At 60.6% G+C, this 24,971-nt stretch carries 21 protein-coding genes; 12 read left to right on the plus strand and 9 right to left on the minus strand.

All coding sequences use genetic code 11. The annotated features are described in order from the left end of the window. Positions 1-45: 45 nt before the first annotated feature. The 3 genes from fruA to fruB are packed head-to-tail and all read right to left on the minus strand — an operon-like array spanning position 46 to position 3,829. On the minus strand, positions 46-1,746 hold the full coding sequence (fruA, locus tag I6G83_RS22455) for a PTS fructose transporter subunit IIBC (RefSeq protein WP_061322739.1): 1,701 nt from the start codon (positions 1,744-1,746) through the stop codon (positions 46-48). An 11-nt stretch (positions 1,747-1,757) separates the two neighbouring features. Beyond that, the gene (gene fruK, locus I6G83_RS22460) at positions 1,758-2,699 is read right to left on the minus strand and encodes a 1-phosphofructokinase (protein WP_015673053.1); all 942 of its coding nucleotides are present in this window, start codon (positions 2,697-2,699) and stop codon (positions 1,758-1,760) included. Continuing rightward, on the minus strand, positions 2,696-3,829 hold the full coding sequence (fruB, locus tag I6G83_RS22465) for a fused PTS fructose transporter subunit IIA/HPr protein (RefSeq protein WP_054304718.1): 1,134 nt from the start codon (positions 3,827-3,829) through the stop codon (positions 2,696-2,698). The genes fruK and fruB overlap by 4 nt, the downstream gene beginning before the upstream one ends. A 246-nt stretch (positions 3,830-4,075) precedes the next feature. Between fruB and I6G83_RS22470 the strand changes: the two genes are divergently transcribed. From I6G83_RS22470 to torA, 3 genes are all read left to right on the plus strand, one after another. Next, the gene (locus I6G83_RS22470; RefSeq protein WP_054304719.1) at positions 4,076-4,498 is read left to right on the plus strand and encodes a nucleotide triphosphate diphosphatase NUDT15; all 423 of its coding nucleotides are present in this window, start codon (positions 4,076-4,078) and stop codon (positions 4,496-4,498) included. Positions 4,499-4,748: 250 nt separating this feature from the next. After that, positions 4,749-5,903 (plus strand): NapC/NirT family cytochrome c, encoded by a 1,155-nt coding sequence (locus I6G83_RS22475; RefSeq protein WP_054304720.1) that lies wholly within the window; start codon positions 4,749-4,751, stop codon positions 5,901-5,903. A gap of 13 nt (positions 5,904-5,916) precedes the next feature. Then, positions 5,917-8,397, plus strand: coding sequence for a trimethylamine-N-oxide reductase TorA (gene torA / locus I6G83_RS22480; protein WP_054304721.1), 2,481 nt, complete (start codon positions 5,917-5,919; stop codon positions 8,395-8,397). A gap of 64 nt (positions 8,398-8,461) precedes the next feature. Here torA and I6G83_RS22485 read toward each other — a convergent pair whose 3' ends face one another. After that, positions 8,462-8,716 (minus strand): YkgJ family cysteine cluster protein, encoded by a 255-nt coding sequence (locus I6G83_RS22485; RefSeq protein ID WP_054304722.1) that lies wholly within the window; start codon positions 8,714-8,716, stop codon positions 8,462-8,464. Positions 8,717-8,982: 266 nt separating this feature from the next. Here I6G83_RS22485 and mtr point away from each other — a divergent pair, with 266 nt between their 5' ends. Together mtr and yeiP are read left to right on the plus strand one after the other, a co-directional pair. After that, positions 8,983-10,224, plus strand: coding sequence for a tryptophan permease (gene mtr / locus I6G83_RS22490; protein WP_054304723.1), 1,242 nt, complete (start codon positions 8,983-8,985; stop codon positions 10,222-10,224). A 130-nt stretch (positions 10,225-10,354) separates the two neighbouring features. Continuing rightward, positions 10,355-10,927, plus strand: coding sequence for an elongation factor P-like protein YeiP (gene yeiP, locus I6G83_RS22495; RefSeq protein WP_054304724.1), 573 nt, complete (start codon positions 10,355-10,357; stop codon positions 10,925-10,927). Positions 10,928-11,066: 139 nt separating this feature from the next. Here yeiP and uxuA read toward each other — a convergent pair whose 3' ends face one another. Next, a complete protein-coding gene (gene uxuA / locus I6G83_RS22500; protein ID WP_054304725.1) occupies positions 11,067-12,260 on the minus strand; it encodes a mannonate dehydratase in 1,194 nt (397 codons plus the stop codon). A gap of 334 nt (positions 12,261-12,594) precedes the next feature. Between uxuA and I6G83_RS22505 the strand changes: the two genes are divergently transcribed. After that, the gene (locus tag I6G83_RS22505; protein ID WP_054304726.1) at positions 12,595-14,067 is read left to right on the plus strand and encodes a mannitol dehydrogenase family protein; all 1,473 of its coding nucleotides are present in this window, start codon (positions 12,595-12,597) and stop codon (positions 14,065-14,067) included. Between the two features lie 51 nt (positions 14,068-14,118). On the opposite strand, the gene I6G83_RS22510 is transcribed toward I6G83_RS22505, so the two are convergent. Further along, positions 14,119-14,430, minus strand: coding sequence for a fimbrial protein (locus I6G83_RS22510; protein WP_054304727.1), 312 nt, complete (start codon positions 14,428-14,430; stop codon positions 14,119-14,121). 320 nt (positions 14,431-14,750) lie between these two features. Here I6G83_RS22510 and I6G83_RS22515 point away from each other — a divergent pair, with 320 nt between their 5' ends. From I6G83_RS22515 to I6G83_RS22540, 6 genes are all read left to right on the plus strand, one after another. Next, positions 14,751-15,725 (plus strand): CobW family GTP-binding protein, encoded by a 975-nt coding sequence (locus tag I6G83_RS22515; protein ID WP_054304728.1) that lies wholly within the window; start codon positions 14,751-14,753, stop codon positions 15,723-15,725. Between the two features lie 48 nt (positions 15,726-15,773). Next, positions 15,774-16,484, plus strand: coding sequence for a phosphatase PAP2 family protein (locus I6G83_RS22520; RefSeq protein WP_054304729.1), 711 nt, complete (start codon positions 15,774-15,776; stop codon positions 16,482-16,484). 411 nt (positions 16,485-16,895) lie between these two features. Further along, entirely contained in the window at positions 16,896-17,474 is a 579-nt protein-coding gene (gene mepS / locus I6G83_RS22525; protein WP_054304730.1) for a bifunctional murein DD-endopeptidase/murein LD-carboxypeptidase, read from the plus strand. Between the two features lie 181 nt (positions 17,475-17,655). Then, a complete protein-coding gene (locus tag I6G83_RS22530) occupies positions 17,656-18,309 on the plus strand; it encodes a TetR family transcriptional regulator (protein ID WP_054304731.1) in 654 nt (217 codons plus the stop codon). Positions 18,310-18,410: 101 nt separating this feature from the next. Beyond that, the gene (locus I6G83_RS22535; RefSeq protein WP_054304732.1) at positions 18,411-20,003 is read left to right on the plus strand and encodes a cyclic di-GMP phosphodiesterase; all 1,593 of its coding nucleotides are present in this window, start codon (positions 18,411-18,413) and stop codon (positions 20,001-20,003) included. 73 nt (positions 20,004-20,076) lie between these two features. Further along, positions 20,077-21,882 (plus strand): extracellular solute-binding protein, encoded by a 1,806-nt coding sequence (locus I6G83_RS22540; protein WP_054304737.1) that lies wholly within the window; start codon positions 20,077-20,079, stop codon positions 21,880-21,882. A 113-nt stretch (positions 21,883-21,995) separates the two neighbouring features. Here I6G83_RS22540 and I6G83_RS22545 read toward each other — a convergent pair whose 3' ends face one another. From I6G83_RS22545 to rsuA, 3 genes are all read right to left on the minus strand, one after another. Beyond that, positions 21,996-22,340: a YejG family protein gene (locus I6G83_RS22545; protein WP_054304733.1), complete on the minus strand. Its 345-nt coding sequence runs from the start codon at positions 22,338-22,340 to the stop codon at positions 21,996-21,998. Between the two features lie 609 nt (positions 22,341-22,949). Then, positions 22,950-24,158: a Bcr/CflA family multidrug efflux MFS transporter gene (locus tag I6G83_RS22550; protein WP_054304738.1), complete on the minus strand. Its 1,209-nt coding sequence runs from the start codon at positions 24,156-24,158 to the stop codon at positions 22,950-22,952. 34 nt (positions 24,159-24,192) lie between these two features. Beyond that, on the minus strand, positions 24,193-24,909 hold the full coding sequence (rsuA, locus tag I6G83_RS22555; RefSeq protein WP_054304734.1) for a 16S rRNA pseudouridine(516) synthase RsuA: 717 nt from the start codon (positions 24,907-24,909) through the stop codon (positions 24,193-24,195). Positions 24,910-24,971 lie beyond the last annotated feature (62 nt).

Here is a 24,971-nt window from a genome sequence, read left to right on the forward strand (position 1 = left end):
ACCGGAGCCAAAGGCTCCGGTTTTTTATTGCTGCCGATGTGTGGCTCAGGCTTCCGCCGGCGCCGTCGCGTCGGCGCGTTTAACCAGCGCATAGCCCACGCCCGCCAGCAGCGTACCGGCGACAATCGCCAGCAGGTACATCAGCACCGGTGAAATCGCTCCCGGGATCAGCAGCACAAACAGGCCGCCGTGCGGCGCCATCAGCTTGGCGCCGAACATCATCGACAGCGCGCCGGTCAGCGCACCGCCGGCGATGCAGCACGGCAGGACGCGCATCGGGTCGCGCGCCGCAAACGGAATCGCCCCTTCGCTGATAAAGCACAGCCCCAGCACCAGCGCCGCCTTGCCGCCTTCCTGCTGCGACTTGTCAAATTTACGCCGCGCCAGCAGGGTCGCCAGCCCCATCGCCAGCGGTGGCACCATGCCCGCCGCCATAATCGCCGCCATCGGCGCATAGACGGAGGAGCTCAGCAGCGCTACGCCAAAGGCGTAAGCCGCCTTGTTGACCGGGCCGCCCATATCGGTGCACATCATCGCGCCCAGGATCGCCCCCAGCAGTACCGCATTCGCCGTACCCAGCGACTGCAGCCAGTGGGTCAGGCCTTCCATGATTCTGGCGACCGGCGTACCGACCACATAGATCATCACCAGGCCGGTGATCAGGCTGGCAAACAGCGGAATAATCAGGATCGGCTTCAGCGCTTCCATACTCGACGGCAGACGCAGTTTGCCGCTGATGGCCTTGGCGACATAGCCCGCCAGGAAACCGGCGATAATCCCGCCGAGGAAGCCGGCGTTGGTGCTGACCGCCAGCATGCCGCCGATCAGGCCCGGCGTCAGGCCCGGACGGTCGGCGATGGAGAAGGCGATATAGCCGGCCAGCACCGGCACCATCAGCGCCAGGGCTGAACCGCCGCCGATCTGCATCAGCGCCGCCGCCAGAGTGCCCTTCTCTTCAAAGGCCTTGATGCCGAACATAAAGGACAGCGCGATACACAGGCCGCCCGCCACCACCATCGGCAGCATATAGGAGACCCCGGTCAGCAGATGACGATACGGTCCGTTGTTCTCTTTTTTCTTCGCCGCGGCCGGCGCAGCGCCGCTTTTCGACGGCTGGAACACCTCCGCCTCCGCCAGCGCCTTGTCCAGCTCCTGCGCGGTCTTTTTCAGCGCCAGTCCGGTGGTGGTGCGGTACATCGGCTTGCCGGCGAACTTGTCCAAATCCACTTCGATATCGGCGGCCACCAGCACCAGATCCGCCTCGGCCACCTCTTCCGGCGTAATAGCGTTGCCGGCGCCGACGGAGCCGCGGGTTTCCACTTTCACCCACCAGCCGCGCTTTTTCGCTTCGCTTTCAATCGCCTCGGCGGCCATAAAGGTGTGCGCCACGCCGGTCGGGCAGGCGGTCACCGCCACAATGCGTTTCGGCCCGGCGGCCGGCGTCGCAGCCGTTGCCGCTGCCGGCGCTACGGCCGGCGCCTGATACGGCGCCGCGTCGCGTTTGGCCTGCGCCAGGAAGGCGTCGGCATCGCGCACCGCGTGCTCAACGTCGCCCAGATACACGGCCTTGCCGCTCAGCGCTTCGTCCGCCGGCACGGCTGCGCCGGCGACGACCACCAACTCGGCCTCCGCCGGTGCGTCAACCAACTGCAGGCCGGCCTTGGCCGCCGCAGCGCTGAGCATGCGCTGCGCCAGATGTCCGCGCGCCTGCCCTTGGGAACTGTCAATGATCAGCAGCGTTTTCATTCTGCCTCCTGCTATTGATTAAAAGGTTTCAGGTCGACGCGCGCCATCATCGCGGCCAACTGCGGACGGTCGGTGATGCCTACATTGCTCTGGCTAACGGCCAGGGCGGCGACCGCGGTCGCCAGGCGCAGGGTATGCTCGCTGGATTCACGCATCAGCAGGCCGTAGATCAGCCCGCCGACCATCGAGTCGCCGGCACCGACGGTGCTGACCACTTCGCAGGACGGCGGCTTGGCGATCCATTCACCGGAGGCGTTCACCCACAGCGCCCCTTCGGCGCCGAGGGAAATCACTACGTGGGCGATGCCCTGATCGCGCAGCGCATGCGCCGCCTCCACCACATCCTTCAGCGTCGGCAGCGGACGGCCGGCCCAAATCTCCAGCTCGCGGCGGTTAGGCTTCACCAGCCATGGCGCGGCTTTCAGCCCGGCCACCAGCGCCTCGCGGCTGCTGTCGAAAATGATGCACGGACACTGGGCGCGCAGGCGGGTCATCCAGTCGGTAAAGGCTTCCGGCGCCACGCCGGCCGGCAGGCTGCCGCTGACCGCCACCATATCGAACTGGCCGAGCCAGCTCAGGGAATCCGAGACGAAACGCTCCCAGTCCTGCGGCGATACCTCAAACCCGGAAAAGTTAAAATCGGTCACTTCGCCGTCTTTTTCCGTCAGCTTGACGTTGATGCGGGTGCGCCCCGGCACCACCTGGAAACGGTTGGCAATGCCCAGATCGCTGAACAGCAGTTGGAAACCGTCCTGATTATCTTTGCCGAGGAACCCGCCGACGGTGACGTCGATGCCCAGATCCTTCAATACCTTGGCCACGTTAATGCCTTTGCCGGCGGCGTGCAGACCGGCGGTTTTCACCCGGTTGACTTCGCCGCGCTCAATCTCGGGGCAAAAGCCCACCAGATCGTAAGCCGGGTTTAACGTAATGGTTGCTACTCTTCTGCTCATGCCACGCCCTCGCCCAGTCCGCTGCTGATGGCTTCGCCAATGGCCGTCAGCGCCGCTTCAGCATCTTCTCCGCTGGCGCTAAAGCGCAGGTGATGGCCTTTCTTCACCCCCAGCGCCACCACTTTCATCAGGCTGCGGCCGTTGGCCGGTTTGCCGCTGCCGTCCAGATTGGTGACGGTAATATCGCTGTTAAACTGTTTGATCACATTCACCAGCGCAGTGCCCGGGCGGGCATGCAGGCCATGTTCGTTACGAATCACATATTCCGCGGTCAGCACTTCGCTCTCTTCCGCCACCTCGCTGGTCAGCAGCGCCAGCACCCCGGCTGCATCCGCCTTCAGCAGGCGTTCAGCTTTGTTCGCCAGCAGCAGATCGCTGAGGTAGTTCAGCACCGTCAGCGGCTGCGCGTCGGCGACCGCCACGGTCAGCAGCAGCGCCACCGGCTCGCCGTCTTCGCTGAACGCCTGCGCCGGACGGCTGACCGTCGCCGCGCTGCCCAGGTTGCCGTCGTTGCTGTCGCTCAGCCAGATGCCCTGTCCCAGGTTCAGCGGCCTGCGGGTAATCACATCGCTGACGAAGCGCGCATCCACCGCGCCAATCTGTTGCAGACGACCGGCGTTCAGCGCCTGCAGCGTCATCAGGCTGTCGGCGTTAACGTCCAGCGCAATCAGCGAGGCGTCGAACTGAAATTCCGCCGCCTGTTTCTCACCCATCAGCAGGCTGCGCAGCTCTTCCGCGCTGGTGGTCTGCGCCAGCTGCTGCGCCACGCTGTCGTCGCTCAGCACATGGGTCAGCTGACGCAGCAGCGCCAGGTGCTCATCGGAACGCGCGGCGATGCCGATCACCACATAAGCGGTCTGGCCCTCGCCCCACTCGATGCCCTGCGGGTACTGAAAGACCTGCACGCCGGTGTTCAGCACCAGATCGCGCGTGTCGGTGGTGCCGTGCGGAATGGCAATGCCGTTGCCCAGATAGGTGGACGTCTGCAGCTCGCGCTGCAGCATGCCGTCAACGTAGGCGGCGCTGACGCAGCCGGCCTCGGTCAGTGCGGCCGCCACCTGCCGGATGGCATCCTGTTTGCCGCCGGCGGCGGCGCCCAGATGGATGTCTTGCTGTGACAACTGGAACATGGTTCTCCTCTCCTGCTGAATTGAATCGTTTCAGCTTTATTGAGAAAAAGGAGCGCTATCTGTCGCGAAGCATCGGATCGATAACGCTGAAACGTTTCAATCACTATGTGAGGCGCCATAGCTGAAAGCAAGCTTTGCCGCTTTTGATATGATAGATTTTTGAGGTTACGCACATTTTCCCCTCGCTCCGCACGCGCGAACGGGCGGAAAAGACAGATTGCTGAAGTTTAGCTGAAGGAGAAAAGCATGGCGGTGTTAACCGGCGTCGGGGTGATTATCGTCAACCCGCAGGGAGAAATACTGGTGGGCAAACGCTGTGGTAAACATGCCCCCTACTGGTCAATTCCCGGCGGCCATCTGGAAGCCGGTGAAAGCTTCGAGCGCTGCGCCCAGCGCGAAGTGGCGGAAGAGACCGGGCTGCAGATCGCCCCGCCGCAGTTCGTCGGCGTGTGCAACAACCTGCAGACCTGGCGGGAAGAAGGCAAACACACCGTGTCCGTCTGCCTGATCGCGACGCATCCCGGCGGTGAAGCCGTGCTGAAAGAGCCGGAAAAGTGTGCCGAATGGCGCTGGTGCCGGCCGGAAGCGCTGCCCGAGCCCCACTTTGAAGCCAGCCGCATGGCGATCTACCTCTGGCGGCACCAACTGCCCTACCACGCCGCGCGCTGATCGCCGGCATCACGCTTTGGCAACAAATGTGTGATGCCCCCGCCACCTGCTTCGTCACCGATGTTCACAACAGCGTGATATACCAGAGAATATAGCGCCGTTTTTTTCTGGAAATGTCACTTTTTTGCCGCTAATAACCCTAATGTGTTAGGTGACTTTGACGATACCCTCTATAATTACGCGGTTATAACGGCCGCAGAGCCGGTTTCACGTGTTATCGGGCATTTCATCATTATAAGCGGGCTTATCTATGAGCAAAAAACTGACGAACCATGAAAAACGGCGCCGGTGGGGATGGCTATGGCTGTTGCTGCTTGGCATCGTGCTGGGGGCGGCGCTGCTGGCCGCCACCGCCACCGTGTTCCATAAAACCAGCGACAGCGAATTTTGCGTCTCCTGCCACAGCATGCAGCAGCCCCTGGCGGAATATCAGGGCAGCGTGCACTTCCAGAACCCCAAAGGCATCCGCGCCGAATGCGCCGACTGCCACGTACCGCATCAGCCTCTTGACTATTTATGGACCAAGATCCGCGCGGTGAAAGATATTTACGGTGAGATGACCGGTAAAATCGACACGCCGGAAAAATACGAGGCGCATAAGCTGGCGATGGCGCAGTCGGTCTGGAAAACCCTGAAGGAAAATGATTCCGCCACCTGCCGCTCCTGCCACAGCTTTGACGCCATGGACATCACGGCGCAGCGCCCGGAAGCACGGCTGCAGCACCCGGTGGCGATCAAACAGGGCGAAACCTGCATCGACTGCCACAAGGGCGTCGCCCACATTCTGCCCGATATGAGCGGCGCTACCCAGGCCGGCGCCGCCGAGCTGGCGCAGGCCGCGGCGGCAAGCTCGCCGAACGCCACCACGCTGTACACCATCGCCACCGAGCCGTTCTTCCTGCAGCCGCAGGATAGCCACAACGCCGGCAACCTGATGCCGTCCACCGAGGTGCACGTGCTCAAACAGGACGGCGACAAAGTGCTGGCCCGCGTCGACGGCTGGCAGCAGGACGGCGTCAGCGAAGTGTTTTACGCCGCCCAGGGCAAACGCATCCTCAGCGTGTTGCTGGGCGAAGAGGCGCGCAAACAGCTGACTACCGGCGACACCCTGACCGATGCGGAAACCGGCCTGGTCTGGCATCAGGTTGCCCTGCAGGTCTGGCTGCCGCGCAAGCAGCTGATTGACGATCAACAAAAAATCTGGCGCTACAGCGCAGAGATGATGTCGGCCAACTGCACCGGCTGCCACGGTCTGACCGCCCTTGACCGTTTCAACGCCAACCAGTGGATCGGCGTGATCAAAGGCATGGCCCCGCGTACGTCGTTAACGCAGGAACAGTTACGCGTGCTGACCCAGTACGTGCAGAAACACGCCAGCGATATGCCGCCGGCGGCCAAGTCTTAAGGGAGATGCGAAGATGAGCAAATATTTACAGCAACCGTTAACCCTCAGCCGTCGCCGCTTCCTGACCGGCGCCGCCGCGCTGGCCGCCGCCCCGCTGCTGGCAGGGCTGTGGCCGAAATCCGCGCTGGCGCAGGCCGTCAGCCAGGCGCTGCCGCAGTTTACGGCGCTGCGTCAGGCGCAGAAAGGCATTCTGACCGGCGCCCACTGGGGCGCCTTTGAGGCCATCGTTCAGGATGGCAAAATGGTCGGCGTCCAGCCGGTCAAAGACGATCCCTACCCGAACGAACTGATCGCCATGGCGCCCTATCAGGTGCATGCGGAAAACCGCGTGAAATATCCGATGGTGCGCAAAAGCTGGCTGGAAGGCGGCCCCGGCAGCCGCACCGATCTGCGCGGCCATGACCAGTGGGTGCGCGTCAGCTGGGAGAAGGCGATTGAGCTGGTGTGCGGCGAAATCACCCGCCTGCAGAAGGACCACGGCCCGCAGTCAATCTACGCCGGCTCCTACGGCTGGAAAAGCGTCGGCATGCTGCACAACAGCCGTACGCTGCTGCAGCGGCTGATGAACCTGACCGGCGGCTTCCTCGGCTACGCCGGCGACTATTCAACCGGCGCGGCGCAGGTGATTATGTCGCACGTGGTCGGCTCGATGGAGGTTTATGAGCAGCAGACCGCCTGGCCGAACGTGGTGGAGCACAGCCAGCTGGTGATCCTGTGGGGCTGCAACCCGATGGTGACGCTGAAAAACAGCTGGAACGTGCCGGATCACTACGGCCAGACCGGCTTTGCCGCGCTGAAGAAGAAAGGCACCCGCGTTATCAGCATCGATCCGGTGCACAACGACAGCGCCAAATTCGTCAATGCGCAGTGGCTCGCCCCGCGTCCCTACACCGACGGCGCGATGCTGCTCGGCATCGCCCATACCCTGCTGACGGAAAAGCTGCATAACGCCGACTTCCTGCATACCTATACCGTCGGCTTCGACAAATTCGCCGCCTACCTGCTGGGCGACGACGACGGCGTTGCCAAAACCGCCGACTGGGCCGCCGATATCTGCGGCGTGGAGGCCGAGGCGCTGCGCCAGCTGGCGCGCGATATGGCCGGCAACCGCACCATGATCATGGGCGGCTGGGGCATTCAGCGCCAGCATCACGGCGAGCAGCAGCACTGGCTGCTGGTGATCGTGGCGGCGATGCTCGGCCAGATCGGCCTGCCGGGCGGCGGCTTCGGCTTCAGCTACCACTACTCCTCCGGCGGCAGCCCGACGGCCAAAGGCGGCATCGTCGCCGGGATCTCCGCCGGCAACGCGCCGCGCAACTCGCCGACGCCGATCCCGGTGGCGCGCATCGCCGACTGTCTGGCCAACCCGGGCAAAACCATCCAGTTCAACGGCGCGGACGTCACCTACCCGGAAGTGAAAATGGTGTACGTCGCCGGCGGCAACACCTTCCACCAGCATCAGGACACCAACAACCTGATCAAGGCCTGGCAGCACCCGGACACCATCGTGGTCAACGAGCCTTACTGGACCGCCACCGCCAAATATGCCGATATCGTACTGCCGGCCACCACCAGCTATGAACGTAACGACCTCGAAATGGGCGGCGACTACTCGCAGCTGTACGTGTTCCCGATGCACCAGTGCGTGCCGCCGCAGCATGAGGCGCGCAACGATTTTGATATCTTCGCCGCCATGGCGGCCAAGCTGGGCGTACAGGACGCCTTTACCGAAGGGAAAGACGAAACCCAGTGGCTGAAGGGCATGTATGACGATATGAAGCAGCAGGCGCGCAACGCCCGCGTGGCCCTGCCGCCGTTCGATATGTTCTGGCAGTCCAACAACTACGTGCGCTTCCCGGTGCCGGAGGCCAACACCCAGTGGGTGCGCTTTGCCGACTACCGGGAAAACCCGCTGCTGAACCCGCTCGGCACGCCGTCCGGCAAGATAGAGATCTACTCCGACGCCATCGCCAAGATGCACTATCAGGACTGCCGCGGCATTCCGAGCTGGATGCCGCCGCACGAGTGGTATCGCGGACCGGAGGCAGAGAAATACCCGCTGTCGCTGAACACCGCGCACCCGGCCAACCGCCTGCACTCGCAGCTCGATAATACGCCGCTGCGCCTGAAGCTCGCCGTGGCCGATCGTGAGGCGATCATGATCAACCCGCAGGACGCCCAGGCGCGCGGCATCAGCCCGGGCGATCTGGTGCGCGCCTTTAACGATCGCGGCCAGATCCTGGTCGGCGCGCTGGTCAGCGAGGACGTTCGTCCGGGAGCGGTGCGCATCAGCGAAGGCGCCTGGTTCGATCCGGCCGATCCGTCGCAGCCCGGCTCCATCTGCAAGAACGGCAACGTCAACTGCCTGACGTTCGATATCGGCACTTCCAGCCTGGCGCAGGGCAACTGCGGCCAGATGGCGCAGCTGGAGATCGAGAAGTATCAGGGGGAAGCGCTGCAGAACACCGCCCACGCGGTGCCGGCCGGCGCCTGATGCACGATTAGCGGGAAACGCATCACGGGGCGCCGGCGACGGCGTCCCGTTTTTTATCTGCGGATTAAGGCGCGGTTTCCGCCTCCAGGCAGACAAGATAGATCAGCGCCTCGTCCCGGCTGTCGGCGCACATCTCGCGGCTGGGCTGCAGGCCGGCGCACACCTTCGGGCGCAGCGGAGAGTGGAACAGCCCGCAGCGCAGCCGCTCATCCAGATGGATGCAGGGGGTATTGGCGGGTTTGCCGTCCGGCATGCCCGGTATCGGGCTGGATATGGAAGGCGCGATACAGCAGGCCCCACAATCAATACGACATTCCATACGCAACTCCCGGTAACGGTAAAGGCGCGACGATACCAGAAGCGGCGCGGCAACGATACCGGCCCCGGGGTTTTATTCTGCGGCGACGTCAGGTCGATCGCGGCGGCACCGCCGCTGACTCGTCGGGTTGTGCAAGATAACAACAGGTTATCGGCTAATCATGCACTCTTTATGCGTAATAAGCCCTTTACATGCACCGCGTCACCACGTACCATCACGCTAGTACAAAAGAACCAACGCGCTAAACGGCCACACCAGGAGCCACCATGTCTGCGGACAGCATCCAGAAAATTTCCCGCCCCTCCGTTCTCGGCGGCGCCATGATCATTGCCGGCACCGCCGTCGGCGCCGGTATGTTCTCGATTCCGATTGTCACTTCCGGCGTGTGGTTCAGCGGCTCGGTCGCGCTGCTGATTTATACCTGGGCCTGTATGCTGATTTCCGGCCTGATGATTCTGGAGGCCACGCTGCACTATCCGGCCGGCGCCAGTTTTCACACCGTGGTCAAGGATCTGCTCGGCAACGTCTGGAGCAGCATCAACGGCCTGTCGATCGCCTTCGTGCTGTATATTCTGACCTACGCCTATATTTCCGCCGGCGGCTCGATTATCGCCCATACCCTGGCGAGCAGCCTCGGCGTGGGCCAGACCGGCGCCGGCCTGGTATTCGCCATCCTGGTGGCGTTTATCGTCTGGCTGTCGACGCGCGCCGTTGACCGGCTCAGCACCATTCTTATCGGCGGCATGATCATTAGCTTCGCGCTGTCGGTCGGCAATATGTTCACCCAGGTGCAGCCGACGGTGCTGTTCGATCTGCACAACAGCGACGCCAGCTATCTGCCGTATGCGCTGGCCGCGCTGCCCTATCTGCTGGCGTCGTTCGGCTATCATGGCAACGTGCCGGGACTGGTGAAGTATTACCATAAAGACAGCGGCGCGGTGGTGCGCAGCCTGGTGTACGGCACGCTGCTGGCGCTGGCGATTTATATCCTGTGGCAGTATGTCATTCAGGGCAATATCGCGCGCGAGGCCTTTAAACAGGTGATCGCCGAAGGCGGCAATATCGGCAGCCTGCTGAAACAGATGGGCAACAGCAGCAGCCAGACCGTCAGCCAGCTGCTGAACGCGTTCTCCTATATGGCGCTGGCCAGCTCGTTCCTTGGCGTATCGCTTGGCCTGTTTGACTATATCGCCGACTTTTTCAAGTTCAGCGACGACGGCTGCGGGCGCGCCAAAAGCGCGCTGGTGACCTTCGCGCCGCCAACGCTGGCCGCCCTGCTGTTCCCGAACGGCTTCCTGTACGCCATCGGCTTTGCCGGCCTGGCGGCGACGGTGTGGGCGGTGATCGTGCCGGCGCTGATGGCGCGCGCCAGCCGCCGCCGTTTCCCGCAGTCCGACTATCGCGCCCCCGGCGGCCGCGGCATGATTGCCTTTATCATCCTGTTCGGCCTGATTAACGCCGTCGCGCACTGTCTGGCGCTGCTGGGCATGCTGCCGGTATTTAAATAATCCCGCCTGCGGGACGGCGCGCCGTCCCGCTTGATCCGCGTTTATTTTCACGCGCGCTACTTGCCTGAACGCCGCGGCGCGAGTAACGTGTCGCCACCTCCCAAGACTCCTCGTAAACAGGTTTATTTTTATGGCAAGAGCTAACGAAATTAAACGCGGCATGGCGATCAGCCACAACGGCAAACTGCTGCTGGTGAAAGATATCGACGTGCAGAGCCCGAGCGCCCGCGGCGCCAGCACGCTGTACAAAATGCGCTTCTCCGACGTGCGCACCGGGCTGAAGGTGGAAGAGCGCTTTAAGGGCGACGACATCCTCGACACCATCTCGCTGTCGCGCCGCAAGGTGACCTTCTCCTATATCGACGGTGAAGAGTACGTGTTTATGGATGAGGAAGATTACACGCCGTATATCTTCAAAAAAGAGCAGATCGAAGACGAACTGCTGTTTATTCCGGAAGAGGGCCTGCCGGGCATGCAGGTACTGACGCTGGACGGCCAGGTGCTGGCGCTGGAGCTGCCGCAGACCGTGGATATGGAAATCGTCGAAACCGCACCGGGCATCAAGGGCGCATCGGCCAGCGCGCGCAACAAACCGGCGACCATGGCCACCGGCCTGGTGATCCACGTGCCGGAGTATCTGAGCAACGGCGACAAGATCAGAATTCATATTGCCGAGCGTCGCTACATGAGCCGCGCCGACTAAAAAACCCTGCGTCTTTCAAGCCGCAGCGTCGTTGGCTACGTCCGTTCACCCCGGTCACTTACTGATGTAAGCTCCCGGGGATTCGCGGACTTGCCGCCTTGCTGCGACTTGAAATCCTTTAGGTTTCCCCCCCGCGCTTTTACGGCAAAAGTTCCGGGAAGAAACGCCGTTTAAGCGCCAGCTCCACGCCGCGGATCTCCGCCAGCCCTTTCAGACGACCGATCGCCGAATAGCCGGGGTTGGTTTTCTTGCGTAAATCATCCAGCATCTGATGACCGTGATCCGGACGCATCGGGATCGGCCGGCGGTCGCCGGCGCGCAGTCGCCGCTGCTCTTCGTTCAGAATCGCCTCAATCACCGCCACCATATCGACATCGCCCTGCAGGTGCGCTCCCTCATGGAAGGTTTTCGGGTTCTCTTCGCGGCAAGTGGCGCGCAGGTGGGTGAAGTGAATGCGATCACCGAAGGTTTCGATCATCTTGACCAGATCGTTATCGGCGCGCACGCCGTAGGAGCCGGTGCACATGGTAAAACCGTTATAAATGCTGTCGACGCATTCCTTCAGCCACTGCATATCCTCGATGGTGGAAACGATGCGCGGCAGGCCGAGGATCGGCCGCGGCGGATCGTCCGGATGCACCGCCAGGCGGATCCCCGCCTCTTCCGCCACCGGCACGATCGCCCGCAGAAAGATAGCCATATTCTGCCGCAGCTGCGCTTTATCAATCCCCTCATACTCCGCCAGACGCGCGCGGAACTGCTCAAGGGTGTAGCCCTCCTCCGCCCCCGGCAAACCGGCGATAATATTGCCGGTCAGTTTGGCGATCTCCGCCTCGCTCATCGCGGCGAAATACGCCTGCGCCTGCGCCTGTTCATCGGCGCTGTAATCCTGCTCCGCACCGGCGCGCTGCAGAATATGCAGATCGAAGGCGGCGAAGGCGATCTGATCAAAACGCAGCGCTTTGGATCCGTCCGGCAGCTGATACGCCAGATCGGTGCGCGTCCAGTCGAGGATCGGCATAAAGTTGTAGCACACGGTATCAATGCCGCAGGCCGCCAGATTACGCAGCGACTGCTGGTAGTTGGCGATGTAGCGCGCGGCGTCACCGCGCTGGGTTTTAATATCCTCATGCACCGGGATACTTTCCACCACCGACCAGACCAGCCCCTTCTCCGCCAGCAGCGCCTGGCGCGCCTTGATCTCGTCAACCGGCCACACCTCGCCGTTGGCGATATGATGCAGCGCCGTCACCACGCCGCTGGCGCCCGCCTGACGCACATCATCCAGAGAAACCGGGTCATTCGGCCCGTACCAACGCCACGTCTGTTCCATACCGTATCCTTATTATTGCGCCTGCCGATCGCCTGTGGTGAGGCAGATCGCATATTTCAGAGAATGTTGTTATACCAACTTGCGATAGATGTCATTCATCTTTAACTTACTCTTTCGCCGCCGGCTGTCAAAATGCAAACTTCGTTTGATTGATCCATCTCACGCTTCGCGCTTTATTTGCCATGACAGCGGCGTAATGACTAACGTCGCCGCGGCGGCTATGGCACTCTGAATGCGATGCCGTCCGCACGCGGCCTTACCGATAACGCACGGCCAACTGGTCTGATAGCTTTTCCGCCGCCGGCCAGCCATTTACTTTGCTACGGAGCTTTGCATGAACACGATCGCCAACCAGCCGCTTCCCGCCGATGTCCAACAGCCGAGCTACGACCGCAGCGCCCTGCGCAGCCGCATCGTCCATATCGGCTTCGGCGCGTTTCACCGCGCCCATCAGGCATTACTGACCGACCGGGTGCTTAACCGTCAGGGCGGCGACTGGGGGCTGTGTGAAATCAGCCAGTTCAGCGGCGACAAGCTGTTTGCAACGCTGCGCCGGCAGGACCACCTCTATACGGTGTTGGAAAAAGGCGCCGCCGGTAATCAGGCGATCGTTATTGGCGCGGTGCATGACAGCGTCCACCGCAAACTGGAAGGCGTAGAGGCGGTGCTGGAAAAGCTGGCCGAACCGCAGGTGGCGATCGTCTCCATGACCATTACCGAAAAAGGCTACTGTATTGAACCCGGCAGCGGACGCCTGGACCTGCAGCATCAGGCCATCCGCGCCGATCTGGCCAACCCCGACCAGCCGAGCAGCGTGCCCGGCCTGCTGGTGGAAGCCCTGCGCCTGCGTCGCCAGCGCGGGCTGCCGCCGTTTACCGTATTGTCCTGCGATAATATTCCGGAAAACGGCCGCGTGGTGCGCCATGCGGTGATCGATCTGGCGCAGGCGCGCGACGCCGATCTGGCCGCCTGGATCGCAGCGCAGGTCACCTTTCCCAGCACCATGGTCGACCGCATCGTGCCGGCGGCCACACCGGAAACGCTGGATGAAATCGCCGCGGCGCTGGGCGGCGTCGAGGACGAGTGCGCCATCGCCTGCGAGCCGTTTATTCAGTGGGTGGTGGAAGACAACTTCGTTGCCGGTCGACCCGCGTGGGAGATCGCCGGCGCACAGCTGGTGGACGACGTACTGCCGTTCGAACAGATGAAGCTGCGCATGCTGAACGGCAGCCACTCATTTCTGGCCTACCTCGGCTATCTTGCCGGCTATCAGCACATCAACGACTGCATGACGGACGTCAACTACCGTCAGGCCGCCCGCCGGCTGATGCTGGCGGAACAGGCGCCGACGCTCAGCGTCAGCGGCATCGATCTCGCCGCCTATGCCGACCAGCTGATCGAGCGTTACAGCAACCCGGCGCTGCAGCACCGCACCTGGCAGATCGCCATGGACGGCTCGCAAAAGCTGCCGCAGCGCATGCTGGACTCCGTGCGCTGGCACCTGGCGCACGGCGGCGAGTATAGCGGTCTGGCGCTGGGCGTCGCGGGCTGGATGCGTTACGTCGGCGGCATCGACGACGCCGGGCAGCCGATAGATATTCGCGACCCGATGCTGAGCACTCTGCAGCAGGTGGTCGCCAGCACGCCGGATGACAAGCAGCGGGTGCGTCAGCTGCTGGCGATCAACGCCATTTTTGGCGAGGCGCTGCCGCAGGATCCGGCGTTTGTCGCGGCGGTGACGCAGGCCTATCTGTCGCTGCGCGATCGCGGCGCGCGTCAGACGGTGCAGGAGTGGGTCAGTAACTAATAAGCAGAACGATCGGCCATGCCGGGCAACCGCGCCCGGTATGGCCGGCGGTTAACGATAATCTATCGTCATTATGGCAAGTTGCTGTTGCTGGTCCACCCAGCGAATCTCCGTCGTACCCAAATGCTGCGGCAGTTCTTTGCGCGTCGTCTCGAAGTTCGGCAAGGTGTATTGCTGGCTTTGATAGTGACGCCCATTGCGATAACATTCCGTCTGCGCCGTCGTTGCCGTAATATTCAGCTCGCAAGGGCTCTCCACCACTGCGCCAATAAAGCGGACGGTGCCGCCGAGCGCGCCGGCATGGCCGGCCATCATCCATAAACACAATGCGCCTACGACAGTGATAAACCTATGGGTATTCATGGCCACCTCATATTTTTATTAAGCCAATTTAAACATAGGGGATATACCTAGGAGTAATCTCAAGAACAGATGCCACATTTGTTGAGTGCTTGCTCAATTAACAGAAGAAAAACAAGCTAATAACAACAAAGACCGCACTGAACATAGTGATTTTCCTTAGGAAATTTCTTGTATCGCAAGATGGATTTTGAAACCAGAAAGGCGCATTTTTATCTGCAAGATTTGTGATTCAGCACACGTGTCCGGGAGAGTCAGTGATAATCCCATCAATAATGCTCAATAATTGAACTGTTAAATAAATTAACATCAGGAATATATTTATGACGAAAACCAACCTGATCACCGGCTTCCTCGGCAGCGGCAAAACCACCACCATCCGTCACCTGTTGGCGAACAAGCCGGAAAATGAGCGCTGGGCGGTGTTGGTCAACGAGTTTGGTGAAATAGGCATTGATGGCGCGTTGCTGGCCGACTCCGGCGCCGTACTGAAAGAGATCCCCGGCGGCTGCATGTGCTGCGTCAACGGGCTGCCGATGCAGGTCGGGCTGAATATGCTGCTGCAGCAGGCCAAACCCGACCGGCTGCTGATTGAACCCACCGGCCTTGGCCATCCGAAGCAGATCCTGTCGCTGCTGACGCAGGACACCTACGGCGGTTGGATCGATCTGCGCGCCACCGTCTGCCTGCTGGATGCCCGCCAGCTGCGGGAAGCACGCTATCGCGACAATGAAAACTTCCGCGATCAGCTGGCGGCCGCCGACCTGATTATGGCGAACAAAAGCGACGTCTGGCAGGCGGCCGACCGCGACGCGCTGCAAAGCTGGCAGGAAAACGCCGCCGCCGGTCGGCCGGTCTACCAGATTGAACGCGGACAGATGGACGTCGCGCTGCTCGACCTGCCGCGCACCAACCACGCGGAACTGCCCGACGGACAGCATCATCATGCGCACGCCGCGCCCCAGGGGCTGGCCGCACTGCGCCTGCCGTCCAACTCGCGCTGGCGTCGGGCGCTGAACCAGGGGCAAGGCTACACCGCCTGCGGCTGGATTTTTGACGGCGATACCGAGTTTGACACCATCGGCATGATGGAGTGGATCCGCCTGGCGCCGGTCGACCGCGCCAAAGGCGTGGTGCGCATTGCCGAAGGAACGCTGGTGATCAACCGCCAGGGGCAGGATCTCAGTATTGAAACCCGTCCTGCGCCGCCGCTGGACAGCCGCATTGAATTGATCCACAGCGCGGACGCCGACTGGAATGCGTTGCAATCGGCTTTGTTTAAGATTCGTTTAGGCTGACGGCTTTACCGTTATCATCGTTTTTTGACTATCGACACAGGTTATTTCATGACGCGCCGTAATCTTCCCCGTATTCTGCTCCTTAATATCCTGGGCATCGCCTTATTCTTGTCCTGGTATTTACCCGCCAACCACGGGCTGTGGTTTAAAGTGGATTCGGCCATTTTCTTCTTCTTTAATCAGCATCTGGCCAGCGATCCCGCCTTTTTACACCTGGTGGCGATTACCAATAACCGCGCCTTTGACGCCATTTCGCTGATCGCCATGGGGCTGCTGTACCTCTATTTTTATCTGAAACAGGATGCCTATGGCCGCCGTCGCCTGCTGGTGACCGGCGTGGTGATGCTGCTGACCGCGGTGGTGCTGAACCAGCTGGGGCACCTGCTGCCGGTGAAACACCCCAGCCCGACGCTGACCTTTGATAATATCAACCGCGTCAGCGAGCTGACCGGCATTCCGACCAAAGACGCCTCCAGCGACAGCTTCCCCGGCGACCACGGCATGATGCTGATTATTTTCGCCTGCTTTATGCTGCGTTACTTTAACGTCCGCGCCTTTCTTATCGCGCTGGCGATCGTCGTGGTGTTTTCACTGCCGCGGGTGATGATCGGCGCCCACTGGTTCACCGATATCGCGGTCGGTTCATTGTCCGTGGTGCTGGTCGGCGCCAGCTGGTGGCTGATGACCCCGGCCAGCGATGCCCTGATTGACGGGTTAAATCGCCTGTTGCCCGGTAAACACCGCCCGGGCCGGCCATAAACCGAGGTTATCTTCCCCCGCAGCGCCTCCGCGGCGGGGGAAAACCACCGCCAAATCCTGCGCTCATTTTTCCCGCCGCCCACCCAATTTTGCCCCGCCGTTGCTCGCCCGGATCGTCCGAACAGGTTTCGTTTTTTTTATCTGAAGTTTTACATTATGTTACATCGCTAATTCTGATAAAAAAGTCAGAGAAAAAGGCTCGCAATCCCCCATATCTTCCGGTAATCTCTTTAACGTTTGTGCCTGTTTTATCTCTTTTCGCTATTAAAACCGGGAAAAGTGTGCGTTAGAGCACATTTTTTTGCCGTTTGACGATGGGGGATAACGCAGGATGCAATCCGGCCTCGTTCAGTTTGGCATTTTTCAGGTGACGACATTCGTCGTTAAGGACTTCAAGGGAATTCGAGAACAATGGTCAAATCTCAACCTTTTCTGAGATACATGTTGCGGTTGGTACCCGCAATGGCGGCAGCAGTCCTGCTTTCCGCCTGTAGTTCGACTCACACGGCCAATTCGAACAACGCACAAACTGAGATGCATGCAGTTAATGACAAAGGCGGTCTTTTACTGCAAGCCTCTCAGGATGAATTCGAGGCCATGGTGCGTAATGTTGACATCAAGTCAAAAATTCTGGACCAGTACGCCGACTGGAAAGGCGTCCGCTACCGTCTGGGCGGTGAAAGCAAACGCGGCATCGACTGTTCCGCCTTTGTGCAACGCACCTTCCGCGAACAGTTCGGTATGGATCTGCCCCGCTCGACCTATCAGCAGGAAGATATGGGCAAAAAAGTGCAGCGCAGCAAACTGCGCCCGGGCGATCTGGTGCTGTTCCGCTCCGGTTCCACCGGCCGTCACGTCGGCATCTATCTGGGGAACGATCAGTTTGTTCATGCGTCCACCAGCAATGGCGTGATGATTTCCAAGCTGACCAATGTGTACTGGAACAAGCGCTATCACGAAGCGCGACGGGTGTTGACCAACAACAGCTGACCTGAAAGAAGTCCTGAATACCAAACGAACGCCGCAACGCCGCCCCTCCGGGCGGCGTTTTTATTTCGGCCGCCGCGGTGAGATTTGCACTTTTGCCCGCCGGATTTTACAGTGGCGGCTGACTTCCCGTTCGCGACGTCAGCACCAGCCCGCCGCGACGGCCTACTTTACGGAGCCTATTTTGAGTACAGCTCGCGAAACATCCGCAAAACATCCCCGCAAAAACGACCCCGAAGGGCTGAAACAGCGTATTTTCGCCAGCGCGCTGGCGGAGTTCTCCGAAGCGGGCCTGAAGGGCGCGCGCCTGGAGCGCATTGCCGAACAGGCGGACACCACCAAACGCATGGTGGTTTACCACTTCAAGAATAAAGAGTCGCTGTATATCGCCGTGCTGGAATACGCCTACGCGCATATCCGCCAGGACGAAATGGCGCTCAACCTGGCGACGCTGCCGCCGCAGGCCGCCATGCAGCGTCTGATTGAGGCCAACTTCGACTATCACGTCGCCCACCCGGCGTTTATCCGCCTGGTCAGCCTGGAGAACATGCAGCGCGGCCAGTATGCCCGCCAGTCGGAAAAGCTGAAATTACTCAACGCCAGCGCGCTGCAAACGCTGGAAGATATTTTACAGCGGGGTAAACAGCAGGAATTATTCTCCCCCGACATGAATGCGCGCGATGTGCACCGTATTATCAGCGCGCTGTGTTTCCACCACGCCGCCAACCAATATACCTTCGATACCTTATTTGAAGGCAGCCGCACGGCGGAAGAGAAATTGGCCTACTACCGGCAGATGACGGTGGATGTGGTGATGCGTTATTTACAGTGCAAATAAATAAACCGCACGTCGTCCCGCTTCCTTGATGCTCAAATCTGCGCGAATAAGATATAGTAAAAGCAGAACAAACTATTACGCCGTGCTCAGGGGGCTGGCTCATGGGGTTAAAAAAGGCATTTACCCGCCATATATCACATCGTCGGCGCAGCCTGGTTAAAAGTTGTATTGTGGCCCTGGTCTTTTTTATCCTGTTCAGCTCGGCAACGTTGTTTTTGATCTATCATCAACGCGCGCAATTCCACCAGGATCTTGCGCAGCGCACCCAGCGCTTCGCCGTGAATTATTTAAACACGCTGACCGGCGTAATGCGCAATATACTGCCGCTGACGCGGGAAGGCTGCCAGGCGGCCCTGCCGGAGATTGGCTACCGCGCTGCGTTCACGCCGGACGTACGCACGTTTTTGCTGATTAAAAACGGCGTCGCCTACTGTTCGTCCGCCACCGGTGATATGCAGAGCGAACTGAAAGCCATTGCTCCGGAAATTAACGGGCACCAGCCGCTGGATATGAAACTGCAGGCGGGCACGCCGATGATCCCCGACCGGCCGGCCGTGATGGTCTGGTTGCGCAAGCCCGGCGACAGCGCCGACGGCGTCCTGGCCACGCTGGATATTCATCTGCTGCCCTATCTGCTCAGTACGCCCGGCGCGAAAAACTCCGGCGTGGCCGTGATTATGGGCACCCAGGCCCTCACCACCTTCTCTGCCGATCTGGTCCCGCTGGACCGTCTGCCGGCCTATCAGTCCGACCGGCTGTCCATTCCCGGCTATCCGCTGGCGCTGCTGTTCTATAATCAGAAACTGACCAGCAATGACATCCGCCTGACGCTGCTGGCCGCTCTGGTGCTGTCTCTGCTGATCGGCGTGCTGTGCTATTACGCCATGCTGCTGCGCCAAAGCCCCGAACGCGCGCTGCTGCGCGGCATGAAGCGCAATGAGTTCTTTGTCGAATATCAGCCGGTGTTCCATACCGCCAGCAACGCCATTTCCGGTCTGGAAGTGTTGCTGCGCTGGCAGCACCCGACCGAGGGGCGCATCCCGCCGGACCTGTTTATCCCCTATGCGGAGAGCGAAAACCTGATCGTGCCGCTGACCCGCCACCTGTTCAAACTGATCGCCGGCGATGCCGTCAAGCTGACCGAAGCACTGCCGCCGGGCGCCAAGCTGGGGGTGAATATCGCGCCGTCCCACCTGCGTGACCCCGGCTTCCATCAGGACGTGCTGGAGCTGTTAACGCAGCTGCCGCAGCACGACTTTACGCTGGTGTTTGAAATCACCGAACGCGATATCGTGGAGGAAGACTGCGCGCAGCAGGAGTTTGACTGGCTGCACCGGCAAGGGATCGAGATTGCTATTGATGATTTCGGCACCGGCCACAGCGCGCTGATCTATCTGCAGCGCTTCACCATGGACTACCTGAAAATCGACCGCGGGTTCGTCAATACCATCGGCCGGGATACCGTCACCGCGCCGGTGCTGGACGCGGTGTTGACGCTGGCGGACAAGCTGCAGATGCGCACGGTGGCCGAAGGGGTGGAAACCGCTGAGCAGGTCGGCTTCCTGCAGCAGCGCGGCGTCAGTTTCATGCAGGGTTACTATTTTAGCAAACCGTTGAAAATCGATGATTTTGTCGCTTTTTGCCAGGCAAATTCGGTCTATAATTGCCTGACCGGTGAAACCACCGGTCCTTAGGTTGTTTACGCCCAGCGTCGCAGCCGCCGTGAGCGGGCGGGGATGCCGGGCATCCGATGGATACAGCAGGAGCCTGTCCATGCGCGTTTTTGCCGCTCTGGTGCTTGCCGCACTGAGTTTAGGGTTGCACGCCGAACAGCTTAATGAAAGCTATGCGTTCGCACTGCTCGGCGATCCCAAATACTCCAACGATTTCAGCCACTACGATTACGTCAATCCGGCGGCCCCCAAGGGCGGCGATATCCGGCTGGCGGCCATCGGCAGCTATGACAATTTCAACCCCTATGCCGGCCGCGGCGTGCCGGGCCAGCGCACCGGCGAGCTGTACGACCCGCTGTTCGCCACCTCGGATGACGAGCCGGCCAGCTACTACCCGCTGATTGCCGAGTCGGCGCGTTATCCGCAGGATATGCGCTGGATGGAGCTGAATATCAACGCCCTCGCCCGCTTCCAGGACGGCAGCCCGATCACCGCCGCCGACGTGGCGTTCAGCTTCGATAAATTTATGGCGGAAGGCGTACCGCAGTTCCGGGCGTATTATCAGGGCGTTACCGTCAAGGCCATCTCACGCCTGACGGTGCGCATCGAACAGCGCAGAGCGGATCGCGTACAGATGCTCAGCCTGCTGGGGCTGAAAGTGCTGCCGCAAAGCTTCTGGCAGAAGCATAAGCTCAGCGAACCGCTCAGCACGCCGCCGCTCGGCAGCGGGCCATATAAAATCAGCGATTATCGCATCGGCCACTCGATTACCTATCAGCGCGTGCGTGACTACTGGGCCGCCGGTCTGCCGGTCAACCGCGGCCGCTTCAATTTCGATACTATCCGCTACGATTACTACCCGAATGAACAGGCGGCGCTGGCGGCCTTCAAGGCCGGCGCCTATGATTTCCGCAGCGAAAGCTCAGCCAAAAGCTGGGCGAGCCAGTATCAGGGCGATAATTTCAGCCGCGGTTATATCGTCAAACGTGACGATAGCAGCCAGACGGCGCAAAACGCCCGCTGGCTGGCGTTTAATATCACGCGGCCGCCCTTCAACGATCCCCGGGTGCGGGAAGCCGTTACGCTGGCCTTCGATTTCGATGCGATGAATAAAACGCTCTACGCCGACGCCTACCAGCGTACCGACAGCTATTTCCAGAACACGCCTTACGCCGCCAAGGGCTACCCGAACGCCGAAGAGCTGGCGCTGCTGGCGCCGCTGAAAGGCCAGGTGCCGCCGGAGGTATTCACCCGCGTTTATCAGCCGCCGCGCTCGGACGGCAGCGGCAACAACCGGCAAAACCTGCTCAACGCCGCCCGGCTGCTGAAAGAGGCCGGCTGGGAGGTCAGAAACCAGCGCCTGGTTAACGCCAGCACCGGCCAGCCGCTGACCTTCGAGCTGCTGCTGCCGGACAACAGCGCCTTCCAGTACGTACAGCCGTTCCAGCACAGCCTGCAACAGCTGGGCATCACGCTGCAACCGCGTGAAGTCGATGCCGTTCGATACGCCCAGCGCCTGCGGCAGCGCGATTACGCGATGGCCGCCATCGTCTATCCGGCGATGGCCTACCCCAACGCCGATTTGTCATTCTACTGGGGATCCGGCAAACGTGACGCCGGCTATAACGCCGCCGGCGTCAGCGATCCGGCGGTCGATGCCCTGCTCGCGCAGATCGTCAAAAACCAGCATAACCCGCAGGCGCTGCTGCCGCTCGGCCGGGCGCTGGATCGGGTGCTGACCTGGAACCGCTATATGCTGCCGATGTGGTACTCCAGCCACGTTCGCTATGCCTTCTGGGACAAATTCTCCTCCCCGTCAGTCCGTCCGACCAACGCCGTCGGTCTGGACGACTGGTGGTTCGACGTGAATAAAGCCGCGCGACTGCCGGCGCAGCGCTGATCTGCGGCGTACGGAGAAGATTCAGGGAGGAGTCAGCAGGACGGGCGGAGGCGGCGTGGCGTCAGCCTGCCGCCGCCAAGATGCGGCAACGGCGCAGAAAGATCGGTGGGAAATCAGAAAGGGTATTGCGCGCTCATCGGTTCGGCGATCGCCGCGCCGACGTTTTTCAAACGGCATATGGTGGCGCTCTCGTCCCGGCTATGTACGAACAGGCAAGGCTCCCCTTCCCATTCGACCACCGCACAGTCGACCTGAATCTCCTGCAGGGTAAGTTTAAGCTGTTGCATCACGCGCCAGGCTTCATTGCCATCGTGGCTGAGCAGCTTCAGGCCAATCAGGTTGTTATCTTCGTCGATACCGTTCAACGGCAGCGGCTCAACCTTAACGCCGGTGAACCCCGATAGCCAACGGTAACTTTGCGGCAAGCGATGCACTACCGAAAGTTGGATACTATCCACATGAAATCCCTAGTTTGAAAAGTTGAAACATTTTTTTTACATCACCGGGTAACTAAGTTATAGCCGTTCAATACTGACTCTGCTGCGAATTGCCCGCTTTCATCGGCATATTTTGTCACAAACTATTAACAGAACCCGGCGTTTGCTGATTTGTCGCTGTTTTTACCCTTGCTGGGCGTGCCTCTGGGCATATTTTGCGACTCAGCTCGCATTTTTGCGTTATATGTAACCCTTTCCGCTCACAATCTCAACTCTTTTTTATTGCATTGCGATCACCTTTGATTCGCCATAATTTTACATCAATTAAACATTCCGCCGTCGCTACGCCGCGCCCTGCCGTTGTTAACATTATGATTAATAAAGCAACAACCTGATAAGTCGCCAGCCCCCCGCCAGCCTGCTACGGCTGATTTATCACGCCGACGTAGCGCCAGGCGAAAGGCTTTTTTTAACAAAATGCGGCGCCGTACCGATCGGCAGCGTCGGTTAGCATGCTTATATTTAGCAACAAATTAAACGTTGATTGGCGAGGGAGATCATGATGATGCGAAAAGACGGGAGGAACACGCTACTCCGCGGGAACCGACATGCCGGCTCCCGCGGATAACATCAACGGGAGGAGGCCGCCGCAGCGGCGCGCGGCCGGCTGGCGTAGAGATAAAGCAGCATGGCGATAATGCTGCACAGCGCCATTGACGACACCATCGGCCAGGCGCTCTGCCCCGGCAGCAGCGATAACAGCGCGCCCACCAGGGCGCCGATGCTGAAACGCAGCGTACCGGCCAGCGAAGAGGCGGTGCCCGCCATATGCGGGAAGTCGTCAAGAATCACCGCCATCGCATTGGAAGAGATCATCGCGATACAGCCCAGATAGACCGCCACGCCGATCACCAGCGCCCAGAAGCCGAGACCGGCGGCGCTGACTACCAGCAGCCAAAGCCCCATGGTCAGCTGTACGCTCAGCCCCAGCCGGAACATCTTCACCGCGCCGACGCGCCGCACATTACGGCTGTTCACCAACGTGGTCAGGAACAGGAACACGATATTCAGCGCGAAATAGTAGCCGAAATGCTGCGGCGACACGTGGTTCAGCTCGATATAGACAAACGGGCCGGCGCTGAGGAATGAAAACATGCCGGCAAAGGAGAAGGCGCTGGCCAGCATATAGCTCAGCACCCGCCGGTGACGAAACAGCGAGCCGAAATTCCCCAGCGTGGTGCGCAGATGGAACTTCTGCCGTCGCTCCTTCGGCAGGGTTTCCTTGATAAACAGCGCCACCAGCAGCGAGCCGATCAGCGCCGCAGCGCCCATGGTCCAGAAAATCGCGTGCCAGTTGAACCACAGCAGCAGCGCCCCGCCGATCATCGGCGCCAGCAGCGGCGCGATGGTCATCACCAGGATCACGAAGGACATCATGCGCGAGAATTCGTCCTTGGTGAACATATCGCGCATCAGGGCATTGATCACCACGCTGGCCGCCGCCGCCGACAGCCCGTGCAAAAAGCGCAGGTTAATCAGCTGCTCTACCGACTGCGCCATAGCGCAGGCGCAGCCGGCCAGGGCAAAAATCAGCGTTCCCCACAGGATCACCGGCTTACGCCCGATGCTGTCCGACATCGGTCCATAGAACAGCTGGCCGACGGCAAAGCCGAGCATATAGGCGCTGAGCGTCATCTGCACGCTGCCGGATGCAACGCCGAACTCCTGAGCGATCACCGGCATGCTGGGCAGATACATATCGATGGCCAGCGGCATCAGCATGGAAAGCAGGCCCAGAATAAAAATCAAACCGAGATGAGATGTCCGGTTATGTTGCACCTTCAACGACTCCTTAATCAGCCGCGCTTATCGATTAGTCTTGCTGCAAGTGTGGCGCGCCCACGCTGGCAATCTCTTCTTCCGTCAGCGGACGGTATTCGCCCGGCGCCAGATCCTCGTCCAGCGTAATCGCGCCGATCCGCTCGCGGTGCAGCTCCACCACCCGGTTGCCCACCGCGGCAAACATGCGCTTGACCTGGTGATAGCGCCCCTCGCTGATGGTCAGCCGCACCAGATGCTCTTCCAGCTGTTCCAGCCGCGCCGGACGCGTCAGATCTTTTTCATTGTGCAGCTGCACCCCTTCCGCGAAGCGCTGCGCGGTGTCCGCCGCCAGCGGCTGTTCCAGCGTCACCAGATAGGTTTTCTCGCAGTGGTGGCGCGGCGAGGTGATGCGGTGCGACCACTGGCCGTCATCGGTCATCAGCACCAGCCCGGTGGTATCAATATCCAGGCGTCCGGCGGCATGCAGCTTATAGGCGACCGGCTCGTCGAGGAAATACAGCACCGTCGGATGGTCCGGATCGTCGGTGGAGCACACATAGCCCTGCGGCTTGTTCAGCATGAAGTAGCGCGGCCCGTTGATTTGTTCCAGCACGTTGCCGTCAAACGTGACTTCCATCTCCGGGGTCAGCTTCAGCGCCCCGCTTTTTACCGTTTCGCCGTCAACCATGACGCGCTTCGCGCGGAGTTCACGCGCCACCAGCGCACGGCTGATACCTAACTGCTGAGATAAAAACTTGTCCAGTCGCATTGAGTCTGCTTTGCCTGTCGTTGTCAGATCGCTTCGATCGTATTGCTAAAAAATATGACGTC

Origin of the sequence: Serratia rubidaea (assembly GCF_016026735.1) — a bacterium.
GTDB lineage: Bacteria > Pseudomonadota > Gammaproteobacteria > Enterobacterales > Enterobacteriaceae > Serratia_B > Serratia_B rubidaea.